This window comes from Massilia sp. METH4 (assembly GCF_037094685.1).
Taxonomy (GTDB): Bacteria; Pseudomonadota; Gammaproteobacteria; order Burkholderiales; family Burkholderiaceae_D; genus Rugamonas.
Window position 1 is genome coordinate 5,452,514 of record NZ_CP146614.1, and the last position, 18,277, is coordinate 5,470,790.

Annotated in this window: 15 protein-coding genes; 8 read left to right on the forward strand and 7 right to left on the reverse strand. The window is 66.6% G+C overall.

Going from position 1 to position 18,277, the window contains the following annotated elements; translation table 11 throughout:
* The first annotated feature begins 16 nt into the window (after positions 1–16).
* From V6Z91_RS24030 to V6Z91_RS24055, 6 genes are all read left to right on the forward strand, one after another.
* A complete protein-coding gene (locus V6Z91_RS24030) occupies positions 17–1,408 on the forward strand; it encodes a YdiU family protein (protein ID WP_338762150.1) in 1,392 nt (463 codons plus the stop codon).
* Between the two features lie 30 nt (positions 1,409–1,438).
* Positions 1,439–1,846: a peptide-methionine (R)-S-oxide reductase MsrB gene (msrB, locus tag V6Z91_RS24035; RefSeq protein WP_338762152.1), complete on the forward strand. Its 408-nt coding sequence runs from the start codon at positions 1,439–1,441 to the stop codon at positions 1,844–1,846.
* An 8-nt stretch (positions 1,847–1,854) separates the two neighbouring features.
* Positions 1,855–2,484, forward strand: a complete 630-nt coding sequence (locus V6Z91_RS24040) for a septation protein A (RefSeq protein WP_338772029.1) — start codon at positions 1,855–1,857, stop codon at positions 2,482–2,484.
* Complete coding sequence (locus V6Z91_RS24045; RefSeq protein WP_338762155.1) at positions 2,481–2,753, forward strand: BolA family protein; 273 nt, start codon at positions 2,481–2,483, stop codon at positions 2,751–2,753. Before V6Z91_RS24040 ends, V6Z91_RS24045 begins: the two co-directional genes overlap by 4 nt.
* 90 nt (positions 2,754–2,843) lie before the next feature.
* Complete coding sequence (locus V6Z91_RS24050) at positions 2,844–3,626, forward strand: peptidyl-prolyl cis-trans isomerase (protein WP_338762158.1); 783 nt, start codon at positions 2,844–2,846, stop codon at positions 3,624–3,626.
* A gap of 86 nt (positions 3,627–3,712) precedes the next feature.
* Entirely contained in the window at positions 3,713–4,492 is a 780-nt protein-coding gene (locus V6Z91_RS24055) for a peptidylprolyl isomerase (RefSeq protein ID WP_338762161.1), read from the forward strand.
* A 54-nt stretch (positions 4,493–4,546) separates the two neighbouring features.
* Here the strand turns inward: V6Z91_RS24055 and V6Z91_RS24060 are convergent, their stop codons facing one another.
* Positions 4,547–5,581 carry a threonine/serine dehydratase gene (locus V6Z91_RS24060; protein WP_338762164.1) on the reverse strand — a complete coding sequence of 345 codons (1,035 nt, stop codon included), beginning with the start codon at positions 5,579–5,581 and terminating at the stop codon, positions 4,547–4,549.
* A gap of 285 nt (positions 5,582–5,866) precedes the next feature.
* Positions 5,867–6,808 carry a LysR substrate-binding domain-containing protein gene (locus V6Z91_RS24065; protein WP_338762167.1) on the reverse strand — a complete coding sequence of 314 codons (942 nt, stop codon included), beginning with the start codon at positions 6,806–6,808 and terminating at the stop codon, positions 5,867–5,869.
* A gap of 113 nt (positions 6,809–6,921) precedes the next feature.
* On the opposite strand from V6Z91_RS24065, the gene V6Z91_RS24070 reads away from it, so the two are divergent.
* On the forward strand, positions 6,922–7,065 hold the full coding sequence (locus V6Z91_RS24070) for a hypothetical protein (RefSeq protein ID WP_338762169.1): 144 nt from the start codon (positions 6,922–6,924) through the stop codon (positions 7,063–7,065).
* Between the two features lie 12 nt (positions 7,066–7,077).
* Here the strand turns inward: V6Z91_RS24070 and V6Z91_RS24075 are convergent, their stop codons facing one another.
* The 5 genes from V6Z91_RS24075 to V6Z91_RS24095 all read right to left on the reverse strand — a co-directional run bounded on the left by V6Z91_RS24075 (position 7,078) and on the right by V6Z91_RS24095 (position 16,664).
* Positions 7,078–7,371: an alpha/beta hydrolase gene (locus V6Z91_RS24075; RefSeq protein ID WP_338762171.1), complete on the reverse strand. Its 294-nt coding sequence runs from the start codon at positions 7,369–7,371 to the stop codon at positions 7,078–7,080.
* A gap of 258 nt (positions 7,372–7,629) precedes the next feature.
* On the reverse strand, positions 7,630–8,172 hold the full coding sequence (gene sodC / locus V6Z91_RS24080) for a superoxide dismutase [Cu-Zn] SodC (protein WP_338762173.1): 543 nt from the start codon (positions 8,170–8,172) through the stop codon (positions 7,630–7,632).
* A gap of 140 nt (positions 8,173–8,312) precedes the next feature.
* Complete coding sequence (purL, locus tag V6Z91_RS24085; RefSeq protein ID WP_338762175.1) at positions 8,313–12,332, reverse strand: phosphoribosylformylglycinamidine synthase; 4,020 nt, start codon at positions 12,330–12,332, stop codon at positions 8,313–8,315.
* Positions 12,333–12,652: 320 nt separating this feature from the next.
* Positions 12,653–13,048 carry an ABC transporter permease gene (locus tag V6Z91_RS24090; protein WP_338762177.1) on the reverse strand — a complete coding sequence of 132 codons (396 nt, stop codon included), beginning with the start codon at positions 13,046–13,048 and terminating at the stop codon, positions 12,653–12,655.
* Positions 13,049–13,067: 19 nt separating this feature from the next.
* On the reverse strand, positions 13,068–16,664 hold the full coding sequence (locus V6Z91_RS24095; protein WP_338762180.1) for a hydantoinase B/oxoprolinase family protein: 3,597 nt from the start codon (positions 16,662–16,664) through the stop codon (positions 13,068–13,070).
* Positions 16,665–16,728: 64 nt separating this feature from the next.
* Here V6Z91_RS24095 and V6Z91_RS24100 point away from each other — a divergent pair, with 64 nt between their 5' ends.
* Entirely contained in the window at positions 16,729–18,276 is a 1,548-nt protein-coding gene (locus V6Z91_RS24100) for an NAD(P)H-hydrate dehydratase (protein ID WP_338762182.1), read from the forward strand.
* The last annotated feature ends 1 nt before the right edge of the window (position 18,277 follow it).

An 18,277-nucleotide genomic window follows, 5' to 3' on the forward strand; every position in this document is an offset into this window, starting at 1 on the left:
GTTTTATACGCGGTTGATGCCCACGCCATTGCCCGCCCCCTACCTGGTCGGCGTGAGCGACAGTGCCGCGCGACTGATCGGCCTCGATCCCGCGGCGCTGGACGCCGATGCCCTCGATGTCCTCATCGGCAATCGCGTGCCCGAACGCGCCAAGCCCCTGTCGGCCGTCTATTCCGGCCACCAGTTCGGCGTCTGGGCCGGTCAGCTCGGCGATGGCCGGGCGATCCTGCTCGGCGACGTGCCGACCGCCGAAGGCCCGATCGAACTGCAACTGAAAGGCGCCGGCCTGACGCCGTATTCGCGGATGGGCGACGGGCGCGCGGTGCTGCGCTCGTCGATCCGGGAATTCCTGTGCTCCGAGGCGATGCACGCGCTCGGGATTCCCACCACGCGCGCGTTGTCGGTGGTGGGGTCGGACCAGGGCGTGATCCGCGAAACCATCGAGACGGCCGCCGTGGTCGTGCGCATGGCGCCCACCTTCGTGCGCTTCGGCTCTTTCGAGCACTGGTTCTACCGTAATGACGAAGCGCGGCTGCGTGTCCTGGCCGACTATGTGATCGAGCGCTTCTATCCAGACCTGCGCGACGAGGAAAACCCGTACGCGGCCCTGCTGGAAGAAGTCACGCGGCGCACCGCGCGGCTGATCGCGCAGTGGCAATCGGTCGGCTTCATGCATGGCGTGATGAATACCGACAATATGTCGATCCTGGGCCAGACGCTCGACTACGGCCCGTTCGGCTTCATGGAAGCGTTCGACGCCCGGCACATCTGCAATCACACGGACCAGGGCGGACGCTATTCGTATGCCATGCAGCCGCAGATCGGCCACTGGAACTGCTATGCGCTGGCGCAGGCGCTGGTTCCCCTGATCGGCTCGGTCGAACAGACGCAGGCGGCGCTCGACGTGTACCAGGGGGTGTTCGGCGCGACCGTGGACGACCTGCTGCACGCCAAGCTGGGCCTGCGGGAAAAGCGCGAGGACGACCGCGGATTGCTCGACGAGATGTTCGGCGTCCTGCAGGCGAACCATGCCGACTTCACGCTGTTCTTCCGGCGCCTCGCCGGCGTGCGCGCGGACTCGGCCGCGGGCGACGAACCGCTGCGCGACCTGTTCATCGACCGCCCCGCGTTCGACGCCTGGGCCGTCAGGTACCGCGAGCGGCTGCGCGCCGAGCACAGCGACGACGCGGCGCGGCAGGTAGCCATGAACGCCGTCAACCCCAAGTATGTCTTGCGTAATTACCTTGCCCAGGTGGCGATCGAGAAAGCGCAGCACAAGGACTTTTCAGAAGTGCAACGCCTCTTGACTGTGCTGCAACGGCCGTTCGACGAACAGCCCGAGCACGAAAGCTATGCCGCCCTGCCTCCGGACTGGGCGACCGGATTGGAAGTGAGTTGTTCATCCTGATAAGTCGAAATACGGAAACTGAGCGAAACCATGAGCGATCAAACGAAAAAGATAGTGAAATCGGACGCCGAATGGCGGGCCCAACTCGACCCGATGCAATACCAGGTCACGCGCCATGCGGCGACCGAGCGCGCCTTTACCGGCAAATACTGGGATCACCACGAGCACGGCATTTATACCTGCGTGTGCTGTAATACCCCGTTGTTCCGCTCGGATGCCAAATTCGACTCGGGCTGCGGCTGGCCGAGTTATTTCGAAGCGCTCGACCCGAAGAATGTAATCGAGAAAGTCGACCGCTCCCATGGTATGCTGCGCACCGAAATCATTTGCGCCGTCTGCGATGCGCACCTGGGTCATGTATTTCCGGACGGTCCGCCGCCGACTGGCCTGCGTTATTGCATCAATTCCGCGGCGCTCCGTTTTACTCCGGAAGCGTAATTACCATGATGAAATTCCTGTTCGATATCTTCCCGTTGCTGGTTTTCTTCGGCAGCTATAAATGGGCCGGCAGCAACGAGGAGGTAGCGCAGCAACTGATCAACGGCAACCTGTCGGGCATCATTTCCGGCGGCGCTATCACGGCCAGCCAGGCGCCGATCATCCTCGCCACGATCACCGGCATCATCGCCACCGCGGCCCAGATCGGCTATCTGCTGCTGCGCGGGCGCAAGGTCGATGGCGCCCTGTGGGTGTCGATGGTGGTATTCCTGTTCTTCGGCGGCTTGACGATCTATTTCCACGACGACGACTTCATCAAGTGGAAGCCCACGATCATTTACTGGAGCTTCGCCATTGCCATGGTGATCGCTTCGCGTTTCTTCGGCAAGAACCTGATCCGCATGGCGATGGAAAAACAGATCGCCCTGCCGGATGAGGTATGGCAGCGCCTGAATACCGCGTGGGTCCTGTTCTGGATCGCGCTGGGACTGTTGAACCTGTTCGTGGCCTTCGTGCTGTTCAAGACCGATACCGGCGCCTGGGTCAGTTTCAAGGCGTTCGGCGTGACCGGCCTGATGCTCGTGTTCTTCATCGCGCAAGGCTTCTATCTCTCCAAGCACATCAAGGATGAAGCATGAACGACCCGCGCCTCGATAAAATCCGCGACCGGCTGCTGGCCCACCTTGGCCCGGCCGAGATCGCGCTGGAAGACGAATCCGCGCTGCATGCCGGCCATGCCGGCGCGGCCTCCGGCGGTGGCCATTACCGCTTAAGGATCACCTCAGCGAAATTCGCCGGCTTGAACCTCGTCACGCGTCATCGGCTGGTGTATGATGCCGTGCACGATATGATGCATAAAGAAATTCATGCATTGGCCATTACTGCAGTGGCGCCGTCGGAACTTTGAATGTGCGGTTTGGTAGGAATGAATAGCTCTTTGCGTTAAGTCCCTTCTCCTCCCGCGATTGACAAGAACTTTTCCCCGTAGGAAATAATAATGACTCTCAAGCCAGCAGTCCGTATTCTGGTCGCATCGATCGCCGTTGCGTCGGCTCCCGTTTTTGCACAGAACATCGCCGTGGTGAACGGCAAGGGCATTCCCACCGCGCGCGTCGATGCCATCGTCAAGCAGGCGGCGGCCCAGGGCCAGCAGAAGGATTCGCCCGAGCTGCGCGAAGCGATCAAGAAGGAGCTGATCAGCCGCGAAGTGCTGATGCAGGAAGCGGAGAAGCAGGGTTACGCGAAAAGCGCCGACGTGAGGCAGCAGATGGAAAATGCCCGCCAGGCCATCGTGGTCCAGGCGCTGGTGGCCGACTATGTCAAGAAGAACCCGGTCAAGGAAGCCGACGTCAAGGCCGAGTATGACCGCTTTGTGAAGGAAACGGGCGACAAGGAATACCACGTGCGCCACATCCTGCTCGACACGGAAGCGGCCGCCAACGACGTCATCGCCAAGCTGAAGGGCGGCGCCAAGTTCGAGGACCTGGCCAAGCAATCGAAGGATACCGGCAGCGCCAACAATGGCGGCGACCTGGACTGGGCTACCCCGTCGGCATTCCCGGAAGTATTCTCGAAGGCCTTCGTCGGCCTGCAGAAGGGCCAGGTCACGGAAAAGCCGGTGCAGACGCCGAACGGCTTCCACGTGATCAAGGTGGACGATATCCGCCAGGCCAAGCTGCCGACGCTGGACGAAGTGAAGCCGCAGATCGAAGAAGCGCTGACCCAGCGCAAGCTGCAGGCTTACCAGGAAGAGCTGGTCAAGAAGGCCAAGATCCAGTAAATTGCGCCGATGCCGCGCGCGACGCGGCATCCGTTCAAGCAGCCCCCACGGTGGGGCAACCTCGAGTTTTTTTATAGGACGTGATAATGATTTCGAAGCCAGCCCGCCTGTTGACCGTACTGATCGCCATTGCCGCCGCGCCCGCGTTCGCCCAGAACGTGGCCACCGTGAATGGCAAGGCGATCCCGGCCTCCCGCCTGGATGCCGTGGTCAAGCAGGTGACCGCACAGAGCAAGCAGCCGGACAGCCCCCAGCTGCGCGACGCCATCAAGAAGGACCTGATCGCGCGCGAAGTGATGGTGCAGGAAGCGGACAAGCAAGGCTACAGCAACAAGCCTGACGTCAAGCAAGCCCTGGAGAATACGCGCCAGAGCATCGTCATCAACGCGATGCTGGCGGACTACGTGAAGAAGAACCCGGTCAAGGATGCCGAGATCAAGGCCGAGTACGACAAGGCCAAGGCCGCCAACGGCGACAAGGAATACCACGCCCGCCACATCCTGGTCGCGACCGAGAAGGAAGCCACCGACATCATCGCCAAGCTGAAAGGCGGCGCCAAGTTCGAGGAACTGGCCAAGCAGTCGAAGGACACCGGTTCCGCGGCCAATGGCGGCGACCTGGACTGGGCAAGCCCGGCCAACTTCGTCAAGCCGTTCTCCGATGCGATGGTGGCCCTGAAGGATGGCCAGATCACCGAGAAGCCCGTCCAATCGCAGTACGGCTACCACGTGATCAAGCTGGAAGGCTCCCGTGCCGCCAAGTTCCCCACGCTGGAAGAAGTGAAGGGCCAGATCGAGCAGGGCCTCACCCAGCGCAAGATCGCCGCCTACCGCGACGAGCTGGTGAAGAAGGCCAAGGTCCAGTAAGACGGATCGACACGTAAGCCACGAAAAGGCGCTCCGCGGAGCGCCTTTTTTCGCCTATGCTGCGCGCGCGCCGCCCTCGGCCACTTCCATGCCGCGCATGCCGCGCGCGAGCAGTTCGCCGAAGCGCGCGGGATCGATATTGGCCCCACAGGCGATCAGCGCCGTCCTCTTTCCTGCCAGCCTTTCCCTCAGCGGTCCCAGCAGCGCCGCCGTCGCCGCCGCCGTCGCGGGTTCCGTGGCGAGCTTCGCATCGCTGAACAGGTGCACCATGGCCTGGCACATTTCATCGTCCGTCACGCGCACCACCTCGTCCACGAAGTGGCGGCATACCGCCATGCTGTAGGGCATGGTCAGCGGCGCGCCCAGGCTGTCGGCAACGGTGTCCACCCGGTCCAGCCGCTCGGTGCGCCCGGAACGGAAACTGCGGAACATGGCATCGGCACCGAAAGGTTCCACGCCGTAGACGGCGCAGGCCGGAGCGATCTGCTTGACGGCCGCCGCGATGCCGGCACACAGGCCACCGCCGCCGATCGGCACGACCACGGCATCCAGCGCCGGCAGCTGGGTCATCAGTTCCAGCCCGATGGTCGCCGTGCCCAGGGCGGTCAGCGGCCCCTCGAACGGGTGCAGCATGGTGCGCCCCTCGTCCCGCTCGATCTCGAGCCCGCGCGCGAAGGCCTGGTGCACGTCCGGCACCAGGATCACCTCGGCGCCCAGGTCGCGGCACGCCGCCACGCGGGCGGGACTCGCATGTCGGGGCATCACCACCTTGGCGCTGCAGCCGGCCAGGCGCGCCGTCCAGGCGACCGCGATCGCATGATTGCCGGCACTCACGGCAACGACCCCGCGCGCGCGTTCCGCGTCGCCCAGCGCTTCGATACAGGTGAGCGCACCGCGCAGCTTGAACGTGCCGGTCTTTTGCAGCAGCTCCAGCTTCAGCCAGACCTCGCCTTCGCCGTTGAACGTCTTGTCGATGATGCCGCCGTCCCAGCGCCATACGGGCGTGTTGACGATCTTGCCGGCAAGCTGCTCGGCGGTGGCGCGGATTTGCGGGAGCGTGGGAAACGCGGGGAAGGATGATGACTGCATGGTGATCTCCAATATCGAACGGGGTGGAGCGACGGGCGTCGCGCGGCGTTCCGGGGCGCCGAGCACCGGCCACGCCGCAGCTCAGCGACCCTTGCTAATTCGAATAATGGAGGTGGGGGACACACGCGAGGACAACGCGCACGGGTGCGTCGGCGCGACAGCCTTGGCGCGCCTGCCGGCGTGCTCGACGCCCTCCCGAAGCGGGGCAATGGTGAACGAATGCGTTGTCATTCCTGCCATCATGCCCAAGCATGAGGCCGTTGGCAAGCCTTATCGCGATGGGCGTCAGGCTGGCGGCCCGGCCGCCGCGGTCGTGCAGGGCCCGATGCGCGCACACAGCGTCGCCTGCATCTGCGTCACCTCTCCCGCAACCCACTCGCGGAAGCGCACCACCTTGGGCAGCGACGCCTTGCGCGGTGCGACCACCCAGTAATACCCGTACGGATAGGGCACGCTGGCGCCCCGCATCAGGCGCAGCAGGCCGCGGTCGATATCGTCGCAGACGAGCGAATACGGCACCAGCGCGATACCGTGCCCCACGATCGCCGCCTGCGCGGCCACGGCGATATTGGTGAAGCCGCGCGAAAAATCGAAGCGCCCTTCCGGCACGCCATGGGTGCGGATCAGTTCGATCCAGAAATCGGTCGTCTCGTCGTACAGCAGCGGAAAACGGCCCAGGTCCGCCGGCGCCAACTCCGCCTCGCCGGTGGCCAGCAATGCAGGGCTGTACACCGCCACCAGCACGTCGCGGTGCAGCGCGGTCGGATGACTCTCGACGCGGCCATGGCGGATCGCCAGGTCGACGTCCTCGTGTTCGACGTCGACGTTGCGGTCGGTCGAATCCAGGCGGATGTCGAGCTCGGGGTGCAACTGCGTGAAACGGCCCAGCCGCGGCGCCAGGAACTTGATCGCGAACGTGTGCGTCGTGGAGATGCGCACCACGTTTTCCTCGTCGCCGCCGCGCAGCGCGTCGACCTTCGTGCGCAACTCCCTCAGCACCTTCGCCACCGTCGCGGCCAGTTCCTGGCCCTTCGGCGTAAGCGTGATGTGCCGGGGATGGCGCACGAACAGCGTGAAGCCCACGGCTTCCTCGAGCTGCTTCACCTGCAGGCTGATCGCGGCCGGCGTCTTGTGCAGTTCCTGCGCGGCCAGCGTGAAACTGCCCCAGCGGGCCGCGCAATCGAAATCGATGAGGCCGGACAGGGTGCGCAGCGTCTTGTTCGTCATCCCCTGCTGCATAAGATTTTCTTGGCCTTTCCTACAAAATTACTCGTTTGTCCATACCGGACGGCAGGCCGAGAATATACCTCGCCACTGCCAACAACAAGAGGAAAGAAACCATGGATACGCAGATCGACGAGTTGCCCGCTGCCCCAACCTGCCGCGCCAGGCCGGGAGAGCCTGAACGGCAAGGCGCCTGGCTGCAAGCCATGCGCGCCACGCTGCTGCGCATGTTCGCGGACATGGCTTGCCGCCTGCGGTGAGGCCCGTTCCGGTCAGCGGCCGGCGGCCTGCCGCAGCAGGCGGTACTGCGCGCCCAGCATGGCCTCGTTCGGGTCGTGGCCGGTGCGCGGCACGGCCACGAACGTTTTCGACGGCGCGCTGATCGCGTCGTAATAGCGGCGCGCGACGTCGATGGGCCCCAGCAGGTCTTCCTCGCCGTGCACGAAGTAAATCGGCAAACCGAAGCGCGTGCCCAGGTGGTACAGGTCGAAACGGGACAGCATGCCGTCACCCGTCCAGCCGACGAAATGGATGAACGAATAGTCTTCACCGCGGGATTGCCGCACCGTTCACCCTTGATGGTCAACCAGTGCTCGACCCCGTTGACGGGCACGAAACCTTGCTCGTCGATGGCTGGTCGGGCGTGACACAGGCGGCGCCGGCAAGCGCCGGAGTGGAAAGATCAGTGCGGCAACCAGCATGGGGAAACGGGGCCTGGCGGCTCCAGGCGAATGAGAGCGCCCAGCTTAGCTCAGCCGTCAGCCGTCAGCCGCGCGGCAAGCACAAAAAAGCCGGGTTACCCCGGCCTTTGCATCGATGGCGGATCAGCCCCCGATTACGCCGCAGGCGATGCGCGCCCCGCCACCGCCCAGCGGTGCCGGCTGGTCGGCATAGTTGTCGCCGCCCGCGTGGATCATCAGCGCGCGGCCCTTCACGTCCGCCAGCGACTTCAGTTGCGGAGCCTGCACGGGCGTCTTCGCCGAGCCGTCGGCCGCCACTTCCAGGCGCGGCAGGTCGCCGGCATGGCCTTCCTTCTCCGCTTTGCCCGGCCCGTGGTGCGCCTTGGTGTCGTGCGGGTCCAGGTGGCCGCCCGCGGCACCGGCCGGGACCTTCTTGCCATCCTGCTCGGCAGTGCCGCAGTCGCCCTTCGCATGCACGTGGAAGCCGCGCGCGCCCGGTGGCAGGCCAGTCAGCGACGGCGTGAACGTCAGGCCGCCGGCCGTTTCCGAGATCGTCACCGTGCCCAGTGCCTTGCCGGTACCGGAGGCGTCGACGGCGTGCATGGGCACTGTTACTTCGGCCGCTTGCGCTTGCGCGGCAAAGGCGAAGGCCGCGAGGACGATGGTTTGTCGGATCGAAATCTGCATCTATCTGCTCCCTTGGTGAATGCCGCACCGTTGCGGCTGCTCAATCGTTGCAATCCTAACACTGTTGCCGACGCACAGTACACACCGCGGAAGCGAAAAAAGCCGGGCAAGCCCGGCTTTTCGAGTATCGACAGCGTGGATCAGCCGACGAACTTGCGCGCGTTGCGGAACATGCGCATCCACGGCGAGTCCTCGGCCCAGCCGTCCGGTGCCCACGAATGCTGCACGGTGCGGAACACGCGCTCGGCGTGCGGCATCAGCACCGTGAACCGGCCGTCGGGCGTCGTCACCGACGTGATGCCGCGCGGCGAGCCGTTGGGGTTGAACGGGTAGGCTTCCGTCGCGTTGCCGCGGTTGTCCACGTAGCGCATCGCGGCGATGGCTTCATCGACGTTGCCGGTCTGGCTGAAGTCCGCGTAACCCTCGCCGTGCGCGATCGCGATCGGCGTCTGCGTTCCGGCCATGCCCTGGAAGAAGATCGACGGCGAATCCAGCACTTCCACCAGCGCGAAGCGGGCTTCGAATTTCTCCGACTTGTTGGTCGTGAACTTCGGCCACGCATGGGCGCCGGGAATGATGGACTTCAGGTTGCTCATCATCTGGCAGCCGTTGCAGATGCCCAGGCCGAAGGTGTCGGTGCGGGCGAAGAACTGCGCGAACTGGTCCGACAGCGCCGGATTGAACAGGATCGACTTGGCCCAGCCTTCGCCGGCACCCAGCACGTCGCCGTACGAGAAGCCGCCCACGGCGATCACGCCCTGGAAATCCGCCAGTTTCACTCGCCCTGCGATCAGGTCGCTCATGTGCACGTCGATCGCGGCGAAGCCTGCCTGGTGCATCACCCAGGCGGTTTCGATATGCGAGTTGACGCCCTGCTCGCGCAGGATGGCCACGCGCGGGCGCACGCCCGTCGCCAGGAACGGAGCGGCCACATTCTCGGCCGGGTCGAAGGTGATCTTCGGCGTCATGCCCGGATCCTGCTCGTCCAGCAGGCGGTCGTATTCCTGGTCCGCCGTGGCCGGGTTCTCGCGCATGCGCGAGATGCGCCAGCTCGTTTCGCTCCACAGGCGATGCAGCTCGGCGCGCGGCTTCGAGTAGATCAGCTTGGCGTCGCGGGTGAACTCGATCACGCCGCGGTCGTTCGGCTTGCCGATGATGTGGCTGCAGGCGCCGAGGTTGAACGAACGCAGCACGTCCATCACGGCCGACTTTTCTTCCGCGCGCACCTGGATCACGGCGCCCAGCTCTTCGGAGAACAGCGCGCGCAACGTCAGTTCGTTGCGGCGCTCACCGACCTGGCTGGCCCAGTTCTTCGCATCGCCCCAGTCCGCGGCGTGCTCGCCTTCCAGGGTCAGCATGTCGAGGTTGATCGACAGGCCGGCGCGGCCGGCGAACGCCATCTCGACGAGGGTCGCGTACAGGCCGCCGTCGGAACGGTCGTGGTAGGCCAGCAGCTTGCCTTCCCTGTTCAGCTGCTGGATGGCGGCGAAGAACGATTTGAGGTCCTCGGCACTGTCGACGTCCGGCACTTCATTGCCCAGCTGGCCAAGCACCTGCGCCAGGATCGAGGCGCCCATGCGGTTCTTGCCGCGGCCCAGGTCGATGACGATGATCGCCGTCTCGCCCTGGTCCGTGCGGATCTGCGGCGTCAGCGATTTGCGCACGTCGTACACGGGTGCGAAACCGGAGACGATCAGCGAGACCGGGGAAACCACGGCCTTCTGCTCGCCATTATCCGACCACGTGGTGCGCATCGACAGCGAATCCTTGCCGACCGGGATCGAAATGCCCAGTGCCGGGCACAGCTCCATGCCGACGGCCTTCACGGTGTCGAACAGCGCCGCATCCTGGCCCGGCTGGCCGCAGGCGGCCATCCAGTTGGCGGACAGCTTGATGGTGTCGATGTTCTCGATCGGCGCGGCGGCCAGGTTGGTGATCGTCTCGCCCACGGCCATGCGGCCGGAAGCGGGTGCGCCCACGACGGCCAGCGGCGTGCGCTCGCCCATCGCCATCGCCTCCCCCACATAGCCTTCATAGGAAAGCGTGGTGACGGCGCAATCGGCCACCGGCACCTGCCATGGGCCGACCATCTGGTCGCGCACGGACATGCCGCCCACGGTGCGGTCGCCGATGGTGATCAGGAAGCTCTTGTCGCCCACGGTCGGCTGCAGCAGCACGCGTTGAGCGGCCTCTTCCAGCTCCACGCCCGTCAGGTCCAGGGCCGGGTAGTCGCGCTCGACGTGCTGCACGTCGCGGTGCATCTTCGGCGGCTTGCCCAGCAGGACGTCCATCGGCATGTCCACGGGGTTGTTGCCGTTTTCCGGATCGATCAGCTTCAGTTGCCGTTCCTCCGTGGCCGTGCCGACCACGGCGAACGGGCAGCGCTCCCGCTCGCACAGGGCGCGGAACGTTTCCAGGTCCTCCGGCGCGATCGCGAGCACGTAGCGCTCCTGCGATTCGTTCGACCAGATTTCCTTCGGCGCCATGCCGGACTCCTCCAGCGGCACCTTGCGCAGGTCGAAGATGGCGCCCCGCTTGGCATCGTTGGTGATTTCCGGGAAGGCGTTCGACAAGCCGCCGGCGCCCACGTCGTGGATCGAGATGATCGGGTTCGCTTCACCGAGCTGCCAGCAGCCGTTGATCACTTCCTGGGCGCGGCGTTCCATTTCCGGGTTGCCGCGCTGGACGGAGTCGAAGTCCAGGTCGGCCGTGTTGGTCCCGGTCGCCATCGACGAGGCGGCCGAGCCACCCATGCCGATGCGCATGCCCGGGCCGCCCAGCTGGATCAGCAGGCTGCCGACCGGGATATCGTTCTTGTGCGTGTGCTGCGCCGAGATATTGCCGATGCCGCCGGCGATCATGATCGGCTTGTGGTAGCCGTACACGGCGTGGCCCACGTTCTGCTCATAGGTGCGGAAGTAGCCGCCCAGCACCGGCCGGCCGAACTCGTTCGAGAACGCGGCGCCGCCGAGCGGACCTTCGATCATGATCTGCAGCGGCGAGGCGATGCGCTCGGGCTTGCCGTAGGCGGCCTCGGTAGCGCCATCCCTGGCGATAACGTTCGACGCGTTTTCCCAGGGCCGCACGGCGTCCGGCAGCATCAGGTTCGATACCGTGAAACCGCACAGGCCGGCCTTCGGCTTCGCGCCGCGGCCGGTCGCGCCCTCGTCGCGGATCTCGCCGCCGGCGCCGGTGGAGGCGCCCGGGAACGGCGAGATGGCCGTCGGGTGGTTGTGCGTCTCCACCTTCATCAGGGTATGGATCAGTTCCGTCGACGCGCCGTACTCATGGCCTTCGCCGCGCGGATAGAAGCGCGTCACGGTGGCGCCTTCCATGATCGACGAGTTGTCCGAATACGCGACGATCGTGCCTTTCGGCTGCTTCTCGTGCGTGTTCTTGATCATCTTAAATAGCGAGCGGTCCTGCGCCACGCCGTCGATGGTCCAGTCGGCGTTGAAGATCTTGTGGCGGCAGTGCTCCGAGTTCGCCTGCGCGAACATCATCAGTTCCACGTCGGTCGGGTTGCGCTTGGCCGCGGTGAACGCGTCATTCAGGTAGTCGATTTCGTCATCGGACATCGCCAGGCCCAGTTCCGTGTTGGCGCGCACCAGCGCGTCGCGGCCATGGCCCAGCACGTCCACCGTCTCCAGCGCCTTGCCTTCCAGGCTGCTGAACAGGCCGGCGGCCTGGCTGGCGTCGCGCAGCACCGATTCCGTCATGCGGTCGTGCAGCAGTGCGGCCACGGCCTGCACCTGCTCTGCATTCAAACCCTTCGTCGCCCCCAGGCTGGTGCCCAGGATGCCACCCTTGAGCACCACGCGATACGCCACGCCCCGTTCCACGCGGTGGATATGCGTCATGCCGCAGTTGTGCACGATATCGGTCGCCTTCGACGCCCACGGCGAAATCGTGCCGAAGCGCGGGATCACCACGAAGGACTCGACCGCGCCATCGTTCACGTCCGCCGCGGCCGGGTCGCCATAGGTCAGCAGGCCGTCCAGGCGCGCACGGTCGTCGGCCGACAGTTCGGACTGGGTATCGACGAAGTGGACGTACCGGGCTTGCACCGCCGTCACGGCGGGCACCACGGCTTGCAGTTGGGAGAGAAGACGCTGGCTACGGAATGCGGACAGGGCGTTGGAGCCCGGGAGTATCAACATGGTTGGGAGCGAGTCGGTGCAGCGGGGCTGCGGATTATAGAAAAGGAAACTGAGAAGGAATCGGGTATCACAGCGGGCATCACGAAACGGGCATCACGATATTGCTTCAGCGCTGACTGGGCTGATGGAATTGCCGGCATTATACCTTGTTCAATGCCTGCTTCACAGGGGCAGCCCGGGGGCTTGGAACGCCTGACAAAACGCCCAGGGCAAGGCGCGGCGTCGAAGACAGTACGCCTGTACGGCGAGACGCTGCAACTCGGCCATGGGGGTTTTGTTGGGCGTTCTTACCCGTAGCGCAGCGCCTCGATGGGATCGCATCACGGCTGCCAGTTGCGCCGTAGTACGCTCCAGGTCGCCATATCGTTGACCGCGACGGTGATGGACAAGTTGGGCCGGCGATGGTTGCCGAGAATGCTGCGCCCCGTGTTGAAGAGAATGATCAGCTGGTTATCCTGCGACATGCCGAACACGGCGCCCTGTTTTTCCAGCACACCGACGATCTTGAACCATTCGCCGCCATGGAACAGGAATTTGCCGAGCGGGTTGGCCGGCAGGTGCAGCTCGGCCAAGAGGTCTTCGTCGATCACGGCCACGCGGCGCGCCCGTGCGTCGTCCGGCTCGCTGATAAAGCGCCCCAGCCGCGGGTAGCGCTGGTTCACGTCCTGGTAGCTGGCCGATGTGGCGAGCACCCGCGCCGTCGTCGTCGCGCCCATGGCCTGCACGGATCCAACCCTACCCGGCCTTGCCGTAGCCACCGCCGCCCGGGGTTTCGATGACGAACACGTCGCCCGGCTGCATGGCGGTCTTGCCGATGTGCCCGAGGATCTCGACGCTGCCGTCGACCCGTTCCACGTAGTTGCGGCCGACCGCGCCGGGGCTGCCGCCAGCCATGCCGAACGGCGCATGGATGCGGTTGTTGGACAGGATCGCGGCCGTCATCGGCTCCAGGAAGCGAATGCGCCGGATGCCGCCATTTCCGCCGCGCCAGCGTCCCGCGCCGCCGGAACCGTGGCGGATCGCATAGCTGTCGAGGCGCACCGGGAAGCGGAATTCCAGCACCTCGGGGTCGGTCAGGCGCGAGTTCGTCATATTGGTCTGCACCACGTCGGTGCCGTCGAAACCGTCGCCGGCGCCGGAGCCGCCGCTGATCGTTTCATAGTACTGGTGCCGGCTGCTGCCGAAGGTGAAGTTGTTCATCGTGCCCTGCGCGGCCGCCATCACGCCCAGCGCCCCATACAGCGCGTTGGTGATGCAGGTGGATGTCTCCACGTTGCCCGAGACGACCGAAGCCGGGGCCTGCGGATTGAGCATCGAACCCGGCGGAATGATGACGCGCAGGGGCTTCAGGCAGCCGGCGTTCAGTGGAATGTCGTCGTCGACGAGCGTGCGGAACACGTACAGCACGGCTGCCATGCACACCGCCGACGGCGCATTGAAATTGTTGTCCAGCTGAGGCGACGTGCCGGTGAAATCGATCGTGGCGCTGCGCGAGGCCGCATCGACCGTCACCGCCACGCTGATGCGCGCGCCGTTGTCGAGATCGACGGGGAACGCGCCATCGCGCAGCGCGCTGATCACGCGGCGCACGGCTTCCTCGGCATTGTCCTGCACATGGCCCATGTAGGCGCGCACCACGTCGAGGCCGAAGTGCGCGACCATGCGGTGCAGCTCTTCCACGCCCTTCTGGTTCGCGGCGACCTGGGCGCGCAGGTCGGCCAGGTTCTGGTCCGGGTTGCGCGCAGGCCACGGACCTCCCGCGAGCAGCGCGCGCGTTTCGGCCTCGCGAAGCGTGCCACGGTCGACCAGCTTGAAGTTATCGATCAACACCCCCTCTTCCCCGATCGTGCGCGAATCCGGCGGCATCGAGCCGGGGGTGGTGCCGCCGATGTCGGCATGGTGGCCGCGCGAGCCGACGTAGAACAGGATGCGCGCGCCGGCCGCGTCGAACACCGGCGTGATGACCGTGACGTCCGGCAGGTGCGTGCCGCCGTTGTACGGGTCGTTCAGCATGTACACGTCGCCGGGGCGCATCGTGCCCGCGTTGGCATGCATCACCCGCTTGATGCTTTCCCCCATCGAGCCGAGGTGCACCGGCATGTGCGGCGCGTTGGCAATGAGGTTGCCTTCGCCATCGAAGATCGCGCAGGAAAAGTCCAGGCGCTCCTTGATGTTCACGGAATGGGCAGTGTTCTGCAGGCGCAGCCCCATCTGCTCGGCGATGGACATGAACAGGTTGTTGAAGATTTCCAGCATCACTGGATCGGCCGTGGTGCCGATTGCGCGGCGTTCCGGCAACGCTTCGACGCGTGTGAGCACCAGGTGATCCTGCGGCGTCACGCGCGCCTGCCAGCCCGCCTCCACGACCGTGGTGGCATTCACCTCGGCGATGATGGCCGGCCCGGCCAGCACGTCGCCGATGCGCAAACCGCCGCGACGGTACAGCGCCGTATCGCGCCATTGGCCGCCGCTGTACATCGGCACCGAGCGGTGCGCCTGCGGCGGGCCCTGCCGGGGCGCCTGTTGCGGCACCGTCTCCGCCGGCGCGCCCGACCGGCCGATCGCCTCGACGGACACCGCTTCGACGACCAGCGCGCGCTCCGGCATCAGGAAGGAGAACCGTTTCCTGTACGCCCCTTCGAACTGCCGGCGCATCCCGGCCTCGTCGTCGAGCAGCACAATGAGGGGGGAATCCGTGCCTTCGTAGCGCAGATGCACGCGGTGTACGAGCACGATAAGGTCCTCGTCGACACCCTGGCGGCGCAGTTCGCCGCGGGCATCGCCAGCCAGCGCATCGAGGGCCGCGCGCAGCACCGGCAAGGCGCCGGCATCGAGCCGTTTTTCGACGGCCTGCTCGCGCATCACGGCCTGGTCGGCCAGGCCCATGCCGTACGCCGACAGCACGCCGGCGAGCGAGTGGATGAACACGGTCTTCATGCCGAGCGCATCGGCGACCAGGCAGGCATGCTGGCCGCCCGCGCCGCCAAAGCTCGTCAGCGCGTATTCGGTCACGTCATGGCCGCGCTGTACGGAAATCTGCTTGATGGCATTGGCCATATTGCCGACGGCGATCTCGATGAAACCGGCGGCCACGCTCTCCGGCGTGGTGGCGGCGCCGCTGGCCCGGGCGATCTCCGCGGCCAGTGCGACGAAGCGCTCGCGCACCGCGTCCGCATCGAGCGCCTGCGTGCCGTCGGGGCCGAACACATGGGGAAACTCGGCCGGCTGGATCTTGCCGAGCATGACGTTGCAATCGGTGACCGCGAGCGGCCCGCCGCGCCGGTAGCTCGCCGGTCCCGGATCGGCGCCGGCGCTGTCCGGCCCCACGCGCAGCCGGCTGCCGTCGAAGTGCAGGATCGAGCCGCCTCCGGCCGCCACCGTGTGGATGCTCATCATCGGGGCGCGCATGCGCACGCCGGCCACCTGCGTCTCGAACACGCGTTCGAATTCGCCCGCGTAATGCGACACGTCGGTGGAGGTGCCGCCCATGTCGAAGCCGATCACCTTGTCGAAGCCGGCCAGCCGGCTGGCGCGCACCATGCCGACGATGCCGCCCGCCGGGCCGGACAGGATGCTGTCCTTGCCCTGGAATGCGCGCGCGTCCGTCAAGCCGCCGTTCGACTGCATGAATTGCAGGTTCACGCCGGGCAGCTCGGCCGCCACCTGGTCGACATAGCGGCGCAGGATCGGCGACAGGTAGGCATCCACGACCGTGGTATCGCCGCGCGCCACGAGCTTCATCAGGGGGGTGGCTTCGTGGGACACCGAGACCTGCGCAAAGCCGATCTCGCGCGCGATGCGGGCGACGGCCTGTTCGTGCGCGGAGAACCGGTAGCCGTGCATGAAGACGATCGCCAGCGCCCGGTAGCCCCGGTCGTATGCCGCCCGCAGGCCGGCGCGCGCCTGCGCTTCGTCCAGCGGAGCGACCACGTCGCCGTGGGCGCCCATGCGCTCGTCGATTTCGACCACGTGGCCGTGCAGCAGCTCGGGCAGCACGATGTGGCGGTCGAACAGGCGCGGGCGGTTCTGGTAGGCGATGCGCAGCGCGTCGCCGAAGCCTCGTGTGATCGCCAGCGCGGTCGGCTCGCCCTTGCGTTCGAGCAGGGCGTTGGTCGCCACCGTCGTCCCCATCTTGACGGCACCGACGAGCCCCGGCGGCACGGCGTCCTCGCCGCCAAGGCCCAGCAGGTGGCGGATACCGGCCAGGGCGGCGTCCCGGTATCTGCCGGGATGTTCGGACAGCAGCTTGTGCGTGGCCAGCGTGCCGTCGGGCCGCCGCGCGACGATGTCCGTGAACGTGCCGCCGCGATCGATCCAGAACTGCCAGTCCATGCCGCCTCCCGCCATTCGAGAAAACCGCTATTCTATCGGCTTGTCCATCTTGCACGCAGCGGCCATGAATCCCCTCTACAGCGTTGCCCAGATCCGCGCCATTGAACAACAGGCCGCCGCACTGCTCCCGGCGGGCACGCTGATGGAGCGGGCGGGCCAGGCCGCCGTCAACGCGGCGCTCGACCTGCTGCCCTTCACGACGCCGCGGGCCAGGGTGCTGGTGCTGGCCGGGCCCGGCAACAACGGCGGCGATGCCTTCGAAGTGGCCGCGCACCTGGCGCATGCGGGTGTGCAGGTCTCGGTCCTGCACGTCGCGCCAACCGGGGCCACCGCGCCGGAACGCGACCGCGCCCTGCACCGCGCACAGGCCAGCGCCGCGCAATTCGTCGACCTGACGGCGCAGGAAGTGGCCGGCGGCGACTGGAACCTCGTGGTCGACGGCCTGTTCGGCATCGGCTTGCGGCGCCCGCTCGACGGAGCTCCCGCCGCGCTGGTGGCCGCCTTGAACACCCTCGCCTGCCAGGTGCTGGCGCTCGACGTGCCGAGCGGCCTTGATGCCGATACGGGCTGCATCGTCGGCGGTCCTGGCGGCCTGGCCGTGCGGGCCACGCACACGGTGACCTTCATCGGCGACAAGCCCGGCCTGCACACCTGCGATGGCCGCGACCATGCCGGCAACATCATCGTCGCCGCCCTGGAGCTGGAAGCGGCGGCGTTTCCGCCCGCCGCGATGCACCTGAACGACCCGGCATTTTTCGCGCGCCACGCGCGCGCGCGGCGGCACAACAGCCACAAGGGCAGCTACGGCAATGTGTACGTGCTGGGCGGCGCGCCGGGCATGGCGGGCGCGCCGGTGCTGGCCGGCCGCGCCGCGCTGCATGCGGGCGCCGGCCGCGTATACCTGTGCTTCGCCGGCCCGCCGTTGCCGGTGGACGCAGGCCAGCCCGAACTGATGTGCCGCGCCGCGCAGGAGGTGGATTTCGCGTCGGCCGTCACCGTTGCGGGGCCGGGCCTGGGCAATGGCCCGGAAGCGGCGCGGCTGCTGGGCGCCGCCATCGCGGCGCCACAGCCGCTGGTGCTCGATGCCGATGCCTTGAACCTGCTGGCCGGCGACGCGGCATTGCGCGACGCCGTGGCCGCCCGCACTGCGGGCACCATGCTCACCCCGCACCCGCTGGAAGCGGCGCGCATGCTGGAATCGTCGATCGGAGCGGTGCAGGCCGACCGCCTCGCCGCCGCCCGCGAGCTGGCGGCGCGGCTTGGTGCCTGCGTGGTGCTGAAAGGATCGGGCACCGTGATCGCCGCGCCGGACGGCCGGCTTGCCATCAACCCCACCGGGAACGCGGGCCTGGCCACGGCCGGCACCGGCGACGTGCTGGCGGGACTGGCCGGCGCGCTGCTGGCGCAAGGCTGGCCCGTCTGGGAAGGCGCGCTGGCGGCAGTCTGGCTGCACGGCATCGCTGCCGACGTGCTGGTGGCCGAGGGCACGGGCCCCATCGGGCTGACCGCGGGGGAATTGATTGCCACCGTGCGGGTGGCACTGAACCGCCTGGTGGCGCAGCAGGCGCACGCGGCCTGGCAGAGCCAGGCCGCGGGGCTGCGCGCCCGCTGAG

Coding starts and splice junctions, on each gene's coding strand:
- V6Z91_RS24100 (WP_338762182.1), top strand. CDS start 16,729: ATGAATCCCCTCTACAGCGTTGCCCAGATCCGCGCCATTGAACAACAG.
- msrB (WP_338762152.1), top strand. CDS start 1,439: ATGAGCGATCAAACGAAAAAGATAGTGAAATCGGACGCCGAATGGCGG.
- V6Z91_RS24070 (WP_338762169.1), top strand. CDS start 6,922: ATGGATACGCAGATCGACGAGTTGCCCGCTGCCCCAACCTGCCGCGCC.
- V6Z91_RS24050 (WP_338762158.1), top strand. CDS start 2,844: ATGACTCTCAAGCCAGCAGTCCGTATTCTGGTCGCATCGATCGCCGTT.
- V6Z91_RS24030 (WP_338762150.1), top strand. CDS start 17: ATGCCCACGCCATTGCCCGCCCCCTACCTGGTCGGCGTGAGCGACAGT.
- sodC (WP_338762173.1), bottom strand. CDS start 8,172: ATGCAGATTTCGATCCGACAAACCATCGTCCTCGCGGCCTTCGCCTTT.
- V6Z91_RS24045 (WP_338762155.1), top strand. CDS start 2,481: ATGAACGACCCGCGCCTCGATAAAATCCGCGACCGGCTGCTGGCCCAC.
- V6Z91_RS24055 (WP_338762161.1), top strand. CDS start 3,713: ATGATTTCGAAGCCAGCCCGCCTGTTGACCGTACTGATCGCCATTGCC.
- V6Z91_RS24095 (WP_338762180.1), bottom strand. CDS start 16,664: ATGGACTGGCAGTTCTGGATCGATCGCGGCGGCACGTTCACGGACATC.
- V6Z91_RS24040 (WP_338772029.1), top strand. CDS start 1,855: ATGAAATTCCTGTTCGATATCTTCCCGTTGCTGGTTTTCTTCGGCAGC.
- V6Z91_RS24090 (WP_338762177.1), bottom strand. CDS start 13,048: ATGGGCGCGACGACGACGGCGCGGGTGCTCGCCACATCGGCCAGCTAC.
- V6Z91_RS24065 (WP_338762167.1), bottom strand. CDS start 6,808: ATGACGAACAAGACGCTGCGCACCCTGTCCGGCCTCATCGATTTCGAT.
- V6Z91_RS24060 (WP_338762164.1), bottom strand. CDS start 5,581: ATGCAGTCATCATCCTTCCCCGCGTTTCCCACGCTCCCGCAAATCCGC.
- purL (WP_338762175.1), bottom strand. CDS start 12,332: ATGTTGATACTCCCGGGCTCCAACGCCCTGTCCGCATTCCGTAGCCAG.